This is a genomic window from Streptomyces sp. NPDC090442 (genome assembly GCF_044769405.1).
Lineage (GTDB): Bacteria > Actinomycetota > Actinomycetes > Streptomycetales > Streptomycetaceae > Streptomyces.
Map to the genome: position 1 here is coordinate 29,845 of NZ_JBIVXW010000035.1, position 15,237 is coordinate 45,081.

Here is a 15,237-nt window from a genome sequence, read left to right on the forward strand (position 1 = left end):
CTACCCGTGGCATGTGACCTGTGGCTGGTACCCCTCGTCGATGTGCTGTGCCACAGCCCCGACAACCCCTTCTCCGAAGAGATCGCCGCCTACAACGACGCCCTGGTGGGCGCGGGCCTGCCCGAGATCCCGGTCTTCAGCTACATGCCGGGCCTCTCCGGTGACGTGGCGCCGGTCGCCGGCTTCGACTACGACGCGCTGCACTTCCTGCGCCGCGCCTACCTGTTGCGGCTGTGCGGCCTGGAGGTGACCCCGGTCGACGAACTCGGCGGCGACTACGAGCAGTTGCTGGAGATGTTCGAGGCCACCGCGCAACAGTCCCACCTGGTCTGGCACTACGACCACGCGGGCGCGTACGTCCCGGTGGACTTCCCGCACCCGCTGGCCACCGAGGAACTCCTCGCCGGCGGCGGCCCGTTGGGCTCCTCCCACGGTCTGCTGCGGGACCTCGAACTGGTCGCCCCGGCCCTGGGTATCGATCCGGCCAACCCGCCGGCCGCGCCCGCGCCGCCGGCCGGCCCCACCTCCCTGGAGGAGCGGGCCACCGCGGTCCCCCTGGACGACGGCCCGTTCGCCCGGGAACGGCACGTCTGGCTCGGGCTGCACGCGGCCGCCACCCGCAGCCTCGGCCAGGGCTCCATGATCGTCTTCAGCTGAGCGGGCCGGACCAGCGGGGAGCGCCGTCGAAGGCCCCGCGGGGCTCCCGGCCGGTCCGCGCTCAGCGGGGGGCCTCCGGCGGCCGCTGCCGCGGCATGTTCGGCCGCGTACCGGGCGGCAACGGGTAGCGCCCCAGGTGCCCGTGGCCGTCCTGCCGCGGCGCCGCCCACGGCAGCACCGCGTGCGTGGCCTGCGGCACCGGGCCGGACCGGAACTCCACCATCCAGTCCGCCGTCTCCGCGCGCACCAGCTCCCCGATGTCCTCGTTGAACCGCCGCAGCACGCTCAGGCAGCGCTCCGCCGCCTCGCTCGCGGTGCCCTCCGTGGGGCCGAGCACCTCCCGCACGCTCTCGGCCGCCCAGTCGAACTGCAGCGCCTCCACCCGCCGGTGGATCGCCTGCGCGGTGGCCAGGTCCCGCATCCAGCCCGCGGTCACCCCGAAGTACCGGTCGCAGCCCACGCACACCGCCGCCAGCAGCAGCGTCAGCGCGCCCCACGGCGCCCCGTGTTCCCAGACCCCGGCGAGGTCGAGCAGCGGCAGCGCCCCGCCCGCGGTCACCCCGGCCGCGGCCCCCACCCGCAGCACCCGCGCCCCCCGGCGCTTGGCCAGCCGGTCGCGCAGGTACCAGTCGGCGGTGCGCAGCGCGCCCTCCTCGCTCCAGAGGTACAGCGCGTCCAGCCGGTTGTCCGGCTCGCCCCAGTCGCCGTGCGGGAACGCCCGCCCCACGAGGTCGCCGCGGCCGCGCAGCCCGGCGGGGCGGCGCTGCGGCCGGCCCTCGTTCCGGTCGCGGTCCGGGGACCGCCCGCGGCCCCGGTCGGGCCCGCCCTCGCCCCGAGGGGGCCCCTCGGGCTGCATCTCCGGCTGACTCACCCGTGGCTCTCCCTCGTACGCGGATCCGTGCGGTGCGCGCACGGCCTACGGGAGGGCCGCGCATCGTCCCCCTTCCTACCGCCGAACGGTTGGGCTCTGTCCCAAGATCACCCGGTTTCCGCCCGGAAGTGGTGCGGGATCCGGTATAGGACGCTCGCGGATCTCACTCGAAAGAGTTCTCGCCGTGCGGGTGGACGCCGGTGGAGCCGGTGATTTCCGGCCGGGGCCCGCCCTTGTGCGATCGGGGCACGCCCGGCGGTCGGCCGGTTGGTGCATTCGTCTAGGCTGCACACCGTGAAGGTCCTCGTCATCGGCGGCGGCGCCCGCGAACACGCCCTGTGCCGCTCTCTGTCCCTCGACCCCGACGTCACCGCGCTGCACTGCGCCCCCGGCAACGCCGGCATCGCCGGGGTGGCCGAACTGCACGGGGTCGACGCCCTCGACGGCCGGGCGGTGGCCGACCTCGCCGCCGACCTGGAGGCCGACCTCGTCGTCGTCGGCCCCGAGGCCCCGTTGGTGGCCGGCGTCGCGGACGCGGTCCGGGCGCGCGGCATCCCGGCCTTCGGCCCCTCGGCACAGGCCGCCCGGTTGGAGGGCTCCAAGGCGTTCGCCAAGGACGTGATGGCCGCCGCGGGCGTGCCCACCGCCCGCAGCTACGTCTGCACCACCCCCGACGAGATCGACACCGCGCTGGACGCCTTCGGCGCTCCCTACGTCGTCAAGGACGACGGGCTGGCGGCCGGCAAGGGCGTGGTGGTCACCGACGACGTCGAGGAGGCCCGCGCGCACGCGGGCACCTGCGACCGCGTCGTCATCGAGGAGTTCCTCGACGGCCCCGAGGTCTCGCTCTTCGCGGTGACCGACGGCGAGACCGTCGTCCCGCTCCAGCCGGCCCAGGACTTCAAGCGCGCCCACGACGACGACCAGGGCCCCAACACCGGTGGCATGGGCGCCTACAGCCCGCTGCCGTGGGCCGACCCCAAGCTGGTCGACGAGGTGCTGCGGACCGTCCTCCAGCCCACCGTCGACGAACTGCGGCGCCGCGGCACCCCGTTCTCCGGGCTGCTCTACGCCGGCCTGGCGATCACCTCCCGCGGGGTCCGCGTGATCGAGTTCAACGCGCGGTTCGGCGACCCGGAGACCCAGGTCGTACTGGCCCGTCTGAAGACCCCGTTGGCCGGCCTGCTGCACGCCGCCGCCACCGGCACACTGGCCGCCCTCCCGCCGCTGCGCTGGAGCGACGGAGCGGCGGTCACCGTCGTCATCGCCTCCCACAACTACCCGGGCGCCCCGCGCACCGGCGACCCGATCGAGGGCCTGGCCGAGGTCGCCGAGCAGGACGCCCCCGACGCCTACGTGCTGCACGCCGGCACCGCGCGCGACGCCTCCGGCGCGGTACTGAGTGCCGGCGGCCGGGTGCTGTCCGTCACGGCCACCGGCGCCGACCTGACCACCGCCCGGGAACGCGCCTACCGCGCCGTCGACAGGATCTCGTTGGACGGCTCGCACCACCGCACCGACATCGCCGCGAAGGCGGCGACGGGGGCGTAACGCACCGCGGGCGGCGACCACTTCCCCGCCTGCACGGCAACCGAGGCATATGTCATTTCTCTGACATATGCCTCGGTGCGTTGCAGGACCGTGCCGTCCGCGGGGAAGCGGCCCAGAAACGCCGTTCTCGGGCCCGCGGCTTTACCCAAAGCCATTCCATCGAGTGACCGCGTGGGTATCTGGCTGACGAACTCCGCAGCCCCAACTAGGGTGCCGCGCAAGCCTCCTGTGGTCGTCGTGCCGACAACGGGGGGTGCGGGGTCGGCCGCTCCGGTCATCGGGGCCTCCCTTTCTCGTGTGGACGCGCGAGCGCGGGGAACGGTGCGTGCACCGGGCGTTGCCCCGACGGCGTCCGGCAACTGGCCCACCGGCATTGCGATGTCAGTGGCCGGTGCCACAGTGGGGGAGTGGGTCGCTCGCTCGCCCGCACATCGCACGACCGTCGTCCGTCCCGTCCACTAGGACCGCTGGGGGTGTACAGGCTCGTGGCAAGTCCGGAAACAGGCGTCCTGGTGGCGCGTGCCCGCGCCCTCGCGGTGCTCCGCGTCCGCGGTGCGGCGCTGGCCCTCGCCCTGCTGCCGGCCGCCGTTGCCGTGGTGCTCCTCGTCGGCGGCGCCACCGGCCGGCTCGGCACCGAGGGCGGCTGGGCCGTCGCCCGTTGGACCGCCGGCGGTCTCACGGCGCTGAGCCTGCTGCTGACGGCCTTCGTCTCCGCAGTCATCGCCCGCGCCCGGCCCGCGCTCAGCCCCTCGGTGCCGATCGCCGAGGAGGCCGCCCCCGACCTCTACCGCCTGGTCCGCGACCTCGCCGACCGCCTCGACGTCCCCGCCCCCTCGTCGATAGCCCTCACCCCGGACTGCGACAGTTGGCTGGAGGACCGCACCCACCGCGCCCACGGCCCGCCGCGCCCGGCCCGGCGGGGCGGCCGCCGGCTGCCCGAGGCCCCGGTCCTGGTGATCGGCTCGCCGTTCCTGTGGTGGATGCGGGTCGCCGAGCTGCGCGCCCTGCTGGCCCCCGTCGTCGCCGGCACCGGCCCGTCGGCGCACCCGGACATAGCCGCCGCCCGCCGCTTCATCCGCGGCCTGGACGCGGCCGTCGCGGTCGCCGGCCGCGCCCGCGGTCCGCTGTGCGCCCTCCCGTTCCGCTTCGTCGGCCGGGTGGCCCGGCTGCTGCTGCGCGCCGCCCGCGAGCACGCCACGCTCATGGAGCGCGGGGTCGCGGCCGCCGCCTCCGAGCGCGCCCAGAGCGTCGACTACGGCCTGCGACTGGTCGCCCAGGAGCAGGTCGGCCTGGCGTACGCCGGCTGGGACCGGCTGCTGACCCGGGTCGCGCTGCCCGCCTGGCGGATGGGACGTTGGCCCTCCCGCCTGGACGCCGGCGTGGTCTCCGCGCTCACCGAGCTCTCCCGCCGCGACCGCCTGGCCGAGGGCTTCGCCTCCCGGCTCGGCGAGCGGCCCGCGTGCGACCTCCTGGAGGAGCCCGGCACCATCGACCGGGCCGCCTCCCTGCTGGCCGCCCGGCTCTTCCACGGCGGCCCGCCCGAGCCCGGCCCGGACTGGTCGCCGGTCGGCTGGCAGCAGTACCCGCAGGAGATCGTGGACCGCAAGTGGCGCCTGGAGGCCGCCCGCCTGCACCGGGTCCTCGACGAACTCCCGGCCGCCGGCCCGGATCCCGACCACCCGGAGCCGTCCCGTACGCCGGACCGCCCCGCCGTCCCCGCGGACGCCCCCGACGCCGCCCCCCGGCCCACCCCGGCCCCGCGCCTCACCTACGCCGGGGCCCGCGCCCGTACGCCCGCCGCGCACCACCCCGGGGGACTGTCGCCCGCCCTCGACCCCGAGCGGGCCGGCGCCGCCCCCGGCCCGACCCTGGCCCGGGTCATCGACCGCCTGGCCCGCGACACCCGCGCCGGCGATCTGCTCGCCGCCCGGCTGGGCGCCGAGGTCGCCCGCGAGGAGCGCGAGAAGGCCGACCGCCAGGCCGCCCACGGCGCCCCGCCGCCCGGCGCCTCCTGGAGCGACGGCACGAGCGACGGTGCCCTCCCGCTCTTCCCCCTCCAACCGCCGCGCACCGGCCGCGAGTTGCTCGCCGATCACGTCACCGCCATGGTCTGCTGCGCCGCCGTGGACACCGCCGGCGCCGCCCCCGGTCTGGACTGGCTCGACGGCCCGGCCCTCCTGGTGGACGGCGCCCGCCGCGCCGACCTGGGCCGCCCGGTCCTCAGCCTGGTCGACGAGGGCGACGCCGAACCGCTCCGCGGCTGGCTGCACCGCGTCGGCGTCCGCCCGGAGAAGCCGGTCCGGCTGGGCTGAGCCCGGTGCGGCGCCGCCGCACCGGCTGAATGTTCCCTTCCAGTTCGCGCTTCGGGGCAAGGGCACCTAAATTCACGACGAAGGGTGACGAAGTGAGTGCGTAATGTGATGTGCTGGGGGGTGGGTAGGCCCGGTGGGCCGCGGCCGTGGGAGACGCGGGAGGGGAGTACAGGGTGGCGACGGAACAGATCAGGCGCTGGGAGTCGGGTGCCCTCGCCCACGCGGTCACGGACCCGTTCGGACAGGGGCCGTTGCCCTGGCTCCGCGGCAGCGAGACCTACTTCGACTCGGGCCGCATCATCCCCTGGTACGTCGACCCGGCCGTCGCCCGCGGCGACCTACGGGTGCCCGCACCGCGAAAACACAACGGCCCCCGCACCGCCGACGACGTCCACCGCCAGATCAAGGGCTTCGCCGTCCCCGGCGCGGTGGCCCCCGGCGACGCCATCGACTTCCGGGTCTCGGTGGATCCGCCGCAACCCTTCAGTATCGACGTCTACCGCATCGGCCACTACGCCGGCGCCGGCGCCGCCAAGATCACCACCAGTCCCCGTCTCGCCGGCATCGTCCAGCCGGCCCCGCTGCTCGTCGACCGCACCGTCTCCTGCCACCACTGGTGGCTCTCCTGGCGCCTCCAGGTCCCCACGTACTGGCAACTGGGCGCCTACGTCGCCGTGTTGACCACCGTCGACGGCCGCTACCGCTCGCACGTCCCCTTCACCGTCCGCGACGCCGAGCCCGCCGACCTGTTGCTGCTGCTCCCCGACATCACGTGGCAGGCGTACAACCTCTACCCCGAGGACGGTCGGACCGGCGCCAGCCTCTACCACGCCTGGGACGAGAAGGGCGCCCTCCTCGGCGAGCGGGACGCCGCCACCACCGTCTCCTTCGACCGCCCCTACGCCGGCGCCGGTCTCCCCCTCCACGTCGGCCACGCCTACGACTTCATCCGCTGGGCCGAGCGCTACGGCTACGACCTCGCCTACGCCGACGCCCGCGACCTGCACGCCGGCCGCGTCGACCCCACCCGCTACCGCGGCCTGGTCTTCCCCGGCCACGACGAGTACTGGTCGGTCCCGATGCGCCGCACCGTCGAGGCCGCCCGGGACGCCGGCACCTCCCTGGTCTTCCTCTCCGCCAACACCCTGTACTGGCAGGTGGAGCTCGCCCCGTCGCCGGCCGGCCCGGACTCCCTGCTCAACTGCCGCAAGCGCCAGGGCCCCGGCCGCCCCGCCCTCTGGCGCGAACTGGGCAATCCGGAACAGCGGTTGATGGGCATCCAGTACGCCGGCCGGGTCCCCGAGCCCGTCCCCCTGGTGGTCCGCAACGCCGAGCACTGGCTGTGGGAGGCCACCGGCGCCCACGAGGGCGACGAGCTCGCCGGTCTGGTCGCCGGCGAGGCCGACCGCTACTTCCCGCGCACCAGTCTCCCCGAGCACACCCGCCGCATCCTGCTCGCGCACTCCCCGTACCGCGACGGCGAGGGCGTCCGCCGCCACCAGGAGACCTCCCTGTACCGCGCGCCCAGCGGCGCCCTGGTCTTCTCCTCCGGCACCTTCGCCTGGTCGCCCGCGCTCGACCGCCCCGGCCACATCGACCAGCGCGTCCAGCGCGCCACGGCCAACCTCCTCGACCGCATCTGCAAGCGCGACTGAAGCGGCCGGCCGCCGCGCTAACGGGCCGCGTACTCCCCCAACTCCCGTGCCAGTGCCACCGTCAGCGCCCGGAAGATCCGCACCTCCGGATTGGGGTCACCGACCCGCGTCGCCAGCACGCTCTGCGCGCTCGGCGCGTCCAGCACCGGCACGAACACCGTCCCCGGCCAGGGGTAGTACCGGGCGAAGGACTTCAGTCCGGACCCCGCACCACGCCCCGCCGCCACGCTCGTCAGCACGTCGTGCGGGTTCAACGCGCAGTCCGGCGCCCGCCGTTCGCCCTCCTGGAAGTAGAGGTAGTCGACGAACGGCCTCGGCGTGCGCGTCGGCAGCCGCAGGAACGGCAGGTCGAGGACGTCCGCGATCCGCACCCCCTCGCGCGCCGCGTCCGCCAGCGGCGACCGGGCGGAGACCGCCACGATCCGCTGCTCGGTCGTCAGCACGTCCACCTCGATGCCCTCGGCCCGCACCAGCGGCCGGACGAACGCCACGTCCACCCGGTCCTCGCGCAGCGCGGAGCAGTGCTCGGTGAAGTTCAACTGCACCAACGACACCGGGACATCGGGCCGGGCCCGGCGGAAGGCGTTCACCGCGGCCGGCGTCACCTCCGCCGACCCGTGGCCCATCACCCCGACCCGCAACCCGCGTTCCGCCGCCGGCCGGTCCCGGACGGCCTCGGTCATGTCCTCCACCGCGGCGTTCGCGGCGGCCAGCAGCGTCCGGGCGTGCGAGACCAGTCGCTGCCCGGCGACCGTCGGGACCACCGGGCCCCGGCCGCGCTCCAACAGCCGGGTCCCGAACTCCCGCTCCAACTGCTGCACGTGCTGGGTCACCGCCGCCGGCGACAGGAACAGCCGCGCCGCGGCCCGGCCGAAGTGCTGTTCCTCGACCACCGCCAGGAACGAAGAGAGCCGGCGCAGATCCATACCGGCCACGATAGGCCGGGCCCACCGCGCTCACACCGGGCCGTTCACGTTTCCTGAACGCGGGCGGCGCGCCGGCCCGCCCGCGCCGTACAACAGCCCTCATGCCTCTGACACACACCCCGGCGGCCCCGGTCGGCCCGGCCGCCACCGCGGCCCCCGCCCCCCGCCACTGGCTCCGTGCCGGCTGGCTGATGACGGCCTCCGGGTGGAGCGCCAACCAGTACTCCTCCCTCCTCGGCGCCTACCGCGACCACCTCGGCCTGACCGCCGCCACCACCACCGCCCTCTTCGCCGTCTACGTGCTCGGCCTGATCCCCGCCCTCCTCCTCGGCGGCCCGCTCGCCGACCGGCACGGCCGCCGCCGGGTCGCCCTCACCGCGCTGGCCGTCTCGGCCCTGGCGACCTGCCTGCTGATGTGCGGCCCGGTCGCGCCCGCCCTGCTGTGGCCCGGCCGCTTCCTCACCGGCGTCGGCGCCGGCACCCTGCTCACCGCCGGCAGCGTCTGGATCAAGGAGCTCTCCACCGCGCCGTACGGCACCGCCCCCACCCCCGGCGCCGCCGCCCGCCGCTCCGGCCTCTTCCTCTCCGCGGGCTTCGCCACCGGTGGCCTGGCCGCCTCCCTGATAGCCCAGTGGGCCCCGCACCCGATGGTCCTGGCCTACGTCCCGCACCTGGCCCTGTCCGCGGCCGCCGCGCTGAGCGCCGCCCGCGCCCCCGAGACGGTCCCGCCCAAGGCCTCGGCCACCGCGGCCCGGGAGCGCGCCGCCCCCGCCTACCGCACCCCGTTCCGCCGCCTCGTCCTCCCGGTCGCCCCCTGGGTGTTCGCCGCCCCCGCGATCGCCTTCGCCGTCCTGCCCGCGCAGGTCGACGCCGGCCTGCGCGGCTGGGGGACCGTCTACGCCGGGATCGTCACCGCCGTCACCCCCGGGGCCGGCCTGCTCGTCGCCCCGCTCGCCCGCCGGCTGAGCGCCCGGCACCGCCTCGCCACCGCCGTCGCCGGCCTGCTCGTCACCGCCGGCGGCCTGCTGACCGGCGCCCTGGCCGTGGCACACGCCCAGCCCGCGGTGGCCCTGCTCGCCGCCGCGCTGATCGGCGCCGGCTACGGCCTGTGCGTGGCCTACGGCCTGACCGAGGTCGGCGCCCTGGCGCCCCCGCACCACCTGGCCTGCGTCACCGCCCGCTTCTGGGCCGTCTGCTACCTGGGCTTCTGCACCCCGTACGCGGTCACCCTGCTCGGCGGCGCGTTCTCCACGGCGACGATCCTGACCGCCGTCGCCGCCCTGGCGCTGCTCACCCTCGCCGCCGTGGCCCGCCCCGGAGCCCGGTCCTCCGCTTGACCGCCCGCCGCGGGGCCGCCGCTCCCCCGACGGCGACCCTGCGGCGGAGCCCCCGCTCCGCATACGGGAGAATCACCGGGACTCCTGGATCAACCTACGCGGAGGCAGCGTGTCCGGATTCGTAGAAAAGCCCGAGCCCGTGCAGGTCCCGGGTCTCACCCACCTGCACACCGGCAAGGTGCGCGACCTCTACCAGAACGCCGCCGGCGACCTGGTCATGGTCGCCAGCGACCGCATCTCCGCCTACGACTGGGTCCTCCCCACCGAAATCCCCGACAAGGGCCGGGTGTTGACCCGGCTCTCGCTCTGGTGGTTCGACCGGTTCGCGGACCTGGTCCCGCACCAGGTCCTGTCCACCGAGGTCCCCGAGGGCGCCCCCGCCGACTGGGCCGGCCGCACCCTGGTGTGCCGCTCCCTGGCCATGGTTCCGGTGGAGTGCGTCGCCCGCGGCTACCTCACCGGCTCCGGCCTCGCCGAGTACCGGGAGTCCCGCACGGTCTGCGGGCTGACGCTCCCCGAGGGCCTGACCGACGGCTCCGAGCTCCCCGCGCCGATCTTCACCCCGGCCACCAAGGCCGCCGTCGGCGACCACGACGAGAACGTCTCCTACGAGGAGGTCGCCCGCCAGGTCGGCGCCGAGACCGCCGCCCAGCTCCGCCAGGCGACCCTCGCGGTCTACGGCCGGGCCCGCGACATCGCCCGCGAGCGCGGCCTGATCCTCGCCGACACCAAGTTCGAGTTCGGCTTCCACGAGGGCCGCCTCACCCTGGCCGACGAGGTCCTCACGCCCGACTCCTCGCGCTTCTGGCCGGCCGACCAGTGGCAGCCGGGCCGCGCCCAGCCGTCCTTCGACAAGCAGTTCGTCCGCGACTGGCTGACCTCGCCCGCCGCGGCCTGGGACCGCACCGGCGAACTGCCCCCGCCGGCCCTCCCGCAGGAGGTCGTCGACCGCACCCGCGCCAAGTACCTGGAGGCGTACGAGCGCCTGACCGGCCACACCTGGTCCTGACACCCCGCACGACAAAGGCCCCGGTCCAAGTGACCGGGGCCTTTTCTCTGAGCGGACGACGAGGCTCGAACTCGCGACCTCAACCTTGGCAAGGTTGCGCTCTACCAACTGAGCTACGTCCGCATGCTCCGTGCGCCGGCTTCCGTTTCCGTTCGCCGCTGCGCGGTGCGAGCCCCACTATAGCCAACTTCCGGGCCCCCGACGCACGCCCCGGAACCGCCTCCGTCCGCGGCCGCCCCGCGCACGCCTCCCACCCGCACCCCAGAGGCGGCCCCCGCCCGCTCCTGGGCGCGCCCCCAACTCCCGTCCGCCACCACGCCATTAGGCCCGGTTCGCCCCGCCGCCCGGCTTCCGCCCGCCATCCCGGCGCCCGCCCCGCACTGTGTTCACCGCCACACCGCGCCCGGTGCCGCGATTTCCCGCGATAAGGCACGCGGCGCTCTGCCCGGCCGCCCCTGTCGCGCACGCCGGCCAAGATCCCGGAGCCGCCCCGCCTTTTCGCCCGGGAACTCGGGAACTTGGGCAGTGGGGGACTTGGCGACTCGGGGACTAGGGGGCTCGGGAATACGACAAAGGCCCCGGTCTAAGTGACCGGGGCCTTTTCTCTGAGCGGACGACGAGGCTCGAACTCGCGACCTCAACCTTGGCAAGGTTGCGCTCTACCAACTGAGCTACGTCCGCAGGCATCCACTCGGCTTTCACCGGTGGCGCGACAGCTACTCTACCTGATCGTTTGGACCGGTTGAACTGTCAGAGCGGGTGACAGGGATTGCACACTGCGCCTCCCCCTTGGAAAGGGGGCGCTCTACTACTGAGCTACACCCGCGTGACTCCTCGGGGCCCGGCCTTTCGGCCTCGCCCCTCGGCGTGCTCCAGACTCTAGCTGATCAGTAGGGGTGCTGTGCAAGTCGGCGGTGTGCGCGCCCGCGGACGTCGGCAAGTCGGTTAGTGGTTGGCCGCGTTGAAGGCTTCGTAGACCTTCTTGGGGATGCGGCCGCGCGGCGGGACGTCCATCTGGTGGGAGCGGGCCCAGGCGCGGACGGCCGCCGGGTCGGCGGTCACCGCGGTCCGGTGGAAGGTCTTGCCGGACTTGGCCCGCTTGCGGCCGGCCTCCACGAACGGGGCGAGTGCGCCGCGCAGTTTCTTCGCATTGGTGGGATTGAGGTCGATCTCGTACGACTTCCCGTCCAAACCGAAGATGACCGTCTCTGCGGCTTCTCCTCCGTCGATGTCATCGGAGAGCGTCACTACTACGCGCTGCGCCACGGATATCGGTCCTTTCATGGAGCGACCCCTTGTTGACGTGGGGTGATGCTCCAGATCCGGCTGATTGGGATCAATGCTTTTTCATTTGTACAGCGATGGGCATTGCATTGTGAAGCCCATTTAATTTCGTCAGCGTGTCCTGCCGCAATCCGGCCCCCCGTTCTTTTCGCAGATTTTTCCTGGCGGGCACGCTCCCGGTAACCGACCCGGGATCGGGCACGCCGCATATCTATGCGCGTAGATTTTCGAACACGGTACTGTGAGGACACCGCCTTACGCACCACACCACCGGGAGTGCCAGTGGCACGCGTCGTAGTCGACGTCACGCTCAAGCCGGAGATCCTCGACCCGCAGGGGCAGGCGGTGCAGCGCGCACTGCCACGCCTGGGTTTCGAGGGGATCGCCGACGTCCGTCAGGGCAAGCGTTTCGAACTTGAGGTGGAGGGCCCCCTCGACGAGGCCGCCCTCGCCCGTATCCACGAGATGGCCGAGACCTTCCTCGCCAACACCGTCATCGAGGACTTCACCGTCCGGGTCGACGAAGCCGCGCGGGCCGAGTCATGAGTGCTCGGGTCGGAGTCGTCACCTTTCCCGGCACGCTCGACGACCGCGACACCCAGCGCGCGGTCCGAGCGGCCGGGGCGGAGGCGGTGCCGCTGTGGCACCGCGACAAGGACCTGCACCAGGTCGACGCCGTGGTCCTGCCCGGCGGCTTCTCGTACGGGGACTACCTGCGGGCGGGGGCGATCTCCCGGTTCTCGCCGGTGATGGAGACCGTGATCGAACAAGCCCGGGCCGGCATGCCGGTGTTGGGCATCTGCAACGGTTTCCAGGTCCTCACCGAGACGCATTTGCTGCCCGGCGCGATGCTGCGCAACAACCACCTGCACTTCATCTGCCGCGACCAGAAGCTGCGGGTGGAGAACGCCGGTACCGCCTGGACCGCCGACTACGACCGGGGCCAGGAGATCAGCATTCCGCTGAAGAACATCGACGGCCGTTATGTCGCCGACGAGCGGACGCTGGACATGCTGGAGGCCGAGGGCCGGGTGGCCTTCCGCTACCTCACCGACGGCCCGGCCGCCGACGGGTACGGAAACCCCAACGGATCGCTCCGCGACATCGCCGGCATCACCAATGAGGCGGGCAACGTCGTCGGCCTGATGCCGCACCCCGAACACGCCGTCGAGCCGCTGATCGGCACCGGCCGCACCGACGGCCTCGGGTTCTTCACCTCGATCCTGAAGAAGCTGGTCAACGCATGAGCCTCGACACCGTCAAGCACGCGGCGACGACCCCCGACGCCGACCAGCCCTGGGCCGAACTCGGCCTCAAGGAAGACGAGTACGCGCGGATCCGGGAGATCCTCGGCCGGCGGCCGACCGGCGCCGAACTGGCCATGTACTCGGTGATGTGGTCCGAGCACTGCTCCTACAAGAGCAGCAAGGTCCACCTGAAGCAGTTCGGCGAGAAGGCCCCCGAGAACGACGCGATGCTCGTCGGCATCGGCGAGAACGCCGGCGTGGTGGACGTCGGCCAGGGCTACGCGGTCACCTTCAAGGTCGAGTCGCACAACCACCCCTCGTACATCGAGCCCTACCAGGGCGCGGCCACCGGCGTCGGCGGCATCGTCCGCGACATCCTCGCGATGGGCGCCCGCCCGGTCGCCGTCATGGACCCGCTGCGGTTCGGCGCCGCCGACCATCCCGACACCAAGCGGGTGCTCCCCGGCGTCGTCGCCGGCATCGGCGGCTACGGCAACTGCCTGGGGCTGCCCAACATCGGCGGCGAGGTCGTCTTCGACCCCTGCTACCAGGGCAACCCGCTGGTCAACGCGCTCTGCGTCGGCGTGATGAAGCACGAGGACATCCACCTGGCGAAGGCGTCCGGGTCCGGCAACAAGGTCATCCTCTACGGCGCCCGCACCGGTGGCGACGGCATCGGCGGCGTCTCGGTGCTGGCGTCGGAGACCTTCGACTCCGAGGGCAAGCCGGCCAAGCGCCCCTCGGTCCAGGTCGGCGACCCGTTCCAGGAGAAGCTGCTCATCGAGTGCACCCTGGAGATCTTCCGGGAGAAGCTGGTCGCCGGCATCCAGGACCTCGGCGGCGCCGGACTGTCCTGCGCCACCAGCGAGTTGGCCAGCGCCGGTTCCGGCGGTATGCGGGTCGAGCTGGACACCGTTCCGCTGCGCGACTCCTCGCTCTCGCCCGAGGAGATCCTCATGAGCGAGTCGCAGGAGCGGATGTGCGCGATCGTCGAGCCGGACAAGGTCGAGCGCTTCCTCGCGATCTGCGAGAAGTGGGACGTCATCGCCACCGTCATCGGTGAGGTGACGGACGGCGAGCGGCTGGAGATCTTCTGGCACGGCGAGCAGATCGTCGACGTCCCGCCGCGCTCGGTCGCCCACGAGGGTCCGACCTACCACCGCCCGTACGCCCGCCCAAAGTGGCAGGACGCCCTCCAGGCCGACGACGCGGGGAAGCTGCCCCGCCCGGCGGGCGGCGACGAGCTGCGCGCCCAGGTGCTGAAGCTGGTCGGCTCGCCCAACCAGGCGTCCAAGGCGTGGATCACCGACCAGTACGACCGCTTCGTGCAGGGCAACACGGTGCTGGCGCAGCCCGAGGACTCCGGCATGGTCCGGATCGACGAGGAGACCAACCTCGGCGTCGCGCTGGCCACCGACGGCAACGGCCGTTACGCCAAGCTGGACCCGTACGCGGGCGCGCAGTTGGCGCTCGCCGAGGCGTACCGCAACGTCGCCGCCACCGGCGCCAAGCCGCTCGCGGTCTCCGACTGCCTGAACTTCGGCTCGCCCGAGGACCCGGCGGTGATGTGGCAGTTCGCCGAGGCCACCCGCGGGCTCGCCGACGCCTGCCAGGTGCTGGGCACCCCGGTCACGGGCGGCAACGTCTCGCTCTACAACCAGACGGGCGAGGTGGCGATCCACCCGACCCCGGTGGTCGCGGTGCTCGGCGTCATCGACGACGTCACCCGCCGCACCCCGGTCGGCTTCGCGGAGGAGGGCCAGTTGGTCTACCTGCTCGGCGACACCCGCGCCGAGTTGGGTGGTTCGGCCTGGTCGCAGGTGATCCACGAGCACCTCGGCGGGCTGCCGCCGCAGGTCGACCTGGAGCGCGAGCGACTGCTGGCGGAGATCCTGATCTCCGCGTCCCGCGACGGCATGGTCGACGCCGCGCACGACCTCTCCGACGGCGGCCTGGTCCAGGCGCTGGCGGAGTCGTGCCTGCGCGGCGGCAGGGGCGCCCGGCTGGTCGTGCCGGACGACCTGGACCCGTTCGTCTTCCTCTTCTCGGAGTCGGCGGGCCGGGCGGTCGTCGCGGTGCCGCGCAGCGAGGAGCTCCGCTTCACCGACATGTGCGGCGCGCGGGGGCTGCCGGCCACCCGGATCGGCGTGGTGGACGGTGAAGAGCTCGCGGTCCAGGGGCAGTTCGCCATCCCGCTGACCGAGCTGCGGTCGGCCCACGAGGCGACCCTCCCGGGGATCGTCGCCTAGGTCCCGCCCAACGGGGCGGTGTGCGCGCCCCGTTGACCTTTCGTGCCGGAACGGCCCGCCAGGAGTGCCTGGCGGGCCGTTCCGCGTGTGTGCGGGCCTTGTGCAGGTCACCGGGCGCCGCGCTTTCAGGCTTGCCCGT

Annotated in this window: 12 protein-coding genes and 3 tRNA genes; 9 read left to right on the plus strand and 6 right to left on the minus strand. The window is 73.6% G+C overall.

Going from position 1 to position 15,237, the window contains the following annotated elements; genetic code table 11:
- Nucleotides 1–6 precede the first annotated feature (6 nt).
- Nucleotides 7–657 carry a hypothetical protein gene (locus ACIQU6_RS24230; protein WP_403483768.1) on the plus strand — a complete coding sequence of 217 codons (651 nt, stop codon included), beginning with the start codon at nucleotides 7–9 and terminating at the stop codon, nucleotides 655–657.
- Between the two features lie 61 nt (nucleotides 658–718).
- Here the strand turns inward: ACIQU6_RS24230 and ACIQU6_RS24235 are convergent, their stop codons facing one another.
- The gene (locus ACIQU6_RS24235) at nucleotides 719–1,528 is read right to left on the minus strand and encodes an SLATT domain-containing protein (RefSeq protein WP_403483769.1); all 810 of its coding nucleotides are present in this window, start codon (nucleotides 1,526–1,528) and stop codon (nucleotides 719–721) included.
- A gap of 294 nt (nucleotides 1,529–1,822) precedes the next feature.
- Between ACIQU6_RS24235 and purD the strand changes: the two genes are divergently transcribed.
- From purD to ACIQU6_RS24250, 3 genes are all read left to right on the plus strand, one after another.
- Complete coding sequence (purD, locus tag ACIQU6_RS24240; RefSeq protein WP_403483770.1) at nucleotides 1,823–3,079, plus strand: phosphoribosylamine--glycine ligase; 1,257 nt, start codon at nucleotides 1,823–1,825, stop codon at nucleotides 3,077–3,079.
- A gap of 485 nt (nucleotides 3,080–3,564) precedes the next feature.
- The gene (locus tag ACIQU6_RS24245; protein WP_403483771.1) at nucleotides 3,565–5,391 is read left to right on the plus strand and encodes a hypothetical protein; all 1,827 of its coding nucleotides are present in this window, start codon (nucleotides 3,565–3,567) and stop codon (nucleotides 5,389–5,391) included.
- Between the two features lie 173 nt (nucleotides 5,392–5,564).
- Nucleotides 5,565–7,046 (plus strand): N,N-dimethylformamidase beta subunit family domain-containing protein, encoded by a 1,482-nt coding sequence (locus ACIQU6_RS24250; RefSeq protein ID WP_403483772.1) that lies wholly within the window; start codon nucleotides 5,565–5,567, stop codon nucleotides 7,044–7,046.
- Nucleotides 7,047–7,063: 17 nt separating this feature from the next.
- Here the strand turns inward: ACIQU6_RS24250 and ACIQU6_RS24255 are convergent, their stop codons facing one another.
- Entirely contained in the window at nucleotides 7,064–7,972 is a 909-nt protein-coding gene (locus ACIQU6_RS24255; protein ID WP_403483773.1) for a LysR substrate-binding domain-containing protein, read from the minus strand.
- A 101-nt stretch (nucleotides 7,973–8,073) separates the two neighbouring features.
- On the opposite strand from ACIQU6_RS24255, the gene ACIQU6_RS24260 reads away from it, so the two are divergent.
- Both ACIQU6_RS24260 and ACIQU6_RS24265 read left to right on the plus strand, forming a co-directional pair.
- Nucleotides 8,074–9,309 (plus strand): MFS transporter, encoded by a 1,236-nt coding sequence (locus ACIQU6_RS24260; RefSeq protein WP_403483774.1) that lies wholly within the window; start codon nucleotides 8,074–8,076, stop codon nucleotides 9,307–9,309.
- Nucleotides 9,310–9,418: 109 nt separating this feature from the next.
- Complete coding sequence (locus ACIQU6_RS24265; RefSeq protein ID WP_403483775.1) at nucleotides 9,419–10,318, plus strand: phosphoribosylaminoimidazolesuccinocarboxamide synthase; 900 nt, start codon at nucleotides 9,419–9,421, stop codon at nucleotides 10,316–10,318.
- Nucleotides 10,319–10,368: 50 nt separating this feature from the next.
- Here ACIQU6_RS24265 and ACIQU6_RS24270 read toward each other — a convergent pair.
- The 4 genes from ACIQU6_RS24270 to ACIQU6_RS24285 all read right to left on the minus strand — a co-directional run bounded on the left by ACIQU6_RS24270 (nucleotide 10,369) and on the right by ACIQU6_RS24285 (nucleotide 11,584).
- Nucleotides 10,369–10,441: transfer RNA gene (locus tag ACIQU6_RS24270), tRNA-Gly, on the minus strand.
- A gap of 485 nt (nucleotides 10,442–10,926) precedes the next feature.
- Nucleotides 10,927–10,999 (minus strand) — tRNA-Gly (locus tag ACIQU6_RS24275).
- Nucleotides 11,000–11,072: 73 nt separating this feature from the next.
- Nucleotides 11,073–11,144 (minus strand) — tRNA-Gly (locus tag ACIQU6_RS24280).
- 119 nt (nucleotides 11,145–11,263) lie between these two features.
- On the minus strand, nucleotides 11,264–11,584 hold the full coding sequence (locus ACIQU6_RS24285) for an Lsr2 family protein (protein WP_274919159.1): 321 nt from the start codon (nucleotides 11,582–11,584) through the stop codon (nucleotides 11,264–11,266).
- 300 nt (nucleotides 11,585–11,884) lie between these two features.
- On the opposite strand from ACIQU6_RS24285, the gene purS reads away from it, so the two are divergent.
- From purS to purL, 3 genes are read left to right on the plus strand one after another with little or no spacing between them, the layout of a single operon-like run.
- Nucleotides 11,885–12,148, plus strand: coding sequence for a phosphoribosylformylglycinamidine synthase subunit PurS (purS, locus tag ACIQU6_RS24290; RefSeq protein ID WP_403483776.1), 264 nt, complete (start codon nucleotides 11,885–11,887; stop codon nucleotides 12,146–12,148).
- Nucleotides 12,145–12,849, plus strand: coding sequence for a phosphoribosylformylglycinamidine synthase subunit PurQ (purQ, locus tag ACIQU6_RS24295; RefSeq protein WP_403483777.1), 705 nt, complete (start codon nucleotides 12,145–12,147; stop codon nucleotides 12,847–12,849). The genes purS and purQ overlap by 4 nt, the downstream gene beginning before the upstream one ends.
- Nucleotides 12,846–15,098 (plus strand): phosphoribosylformylglycinamidine synthase subunit PurL, encoded by a 2,253-nt coding sequence (purL, locus tag ACIQU6_RS24300; RefSeq protein WP_403483778.1) that lies wholly within the window; start codon nucleotides 12,846–12,848, stop codon nucleotides 15,096–15,098. The genes purQ and purL overlap by 4 nt, the downstream gene beginning before the upstream one ends.
- The last annotated feature ends 139 nt before the right edge of the window (nucleotides 15,099–15,237 follow it).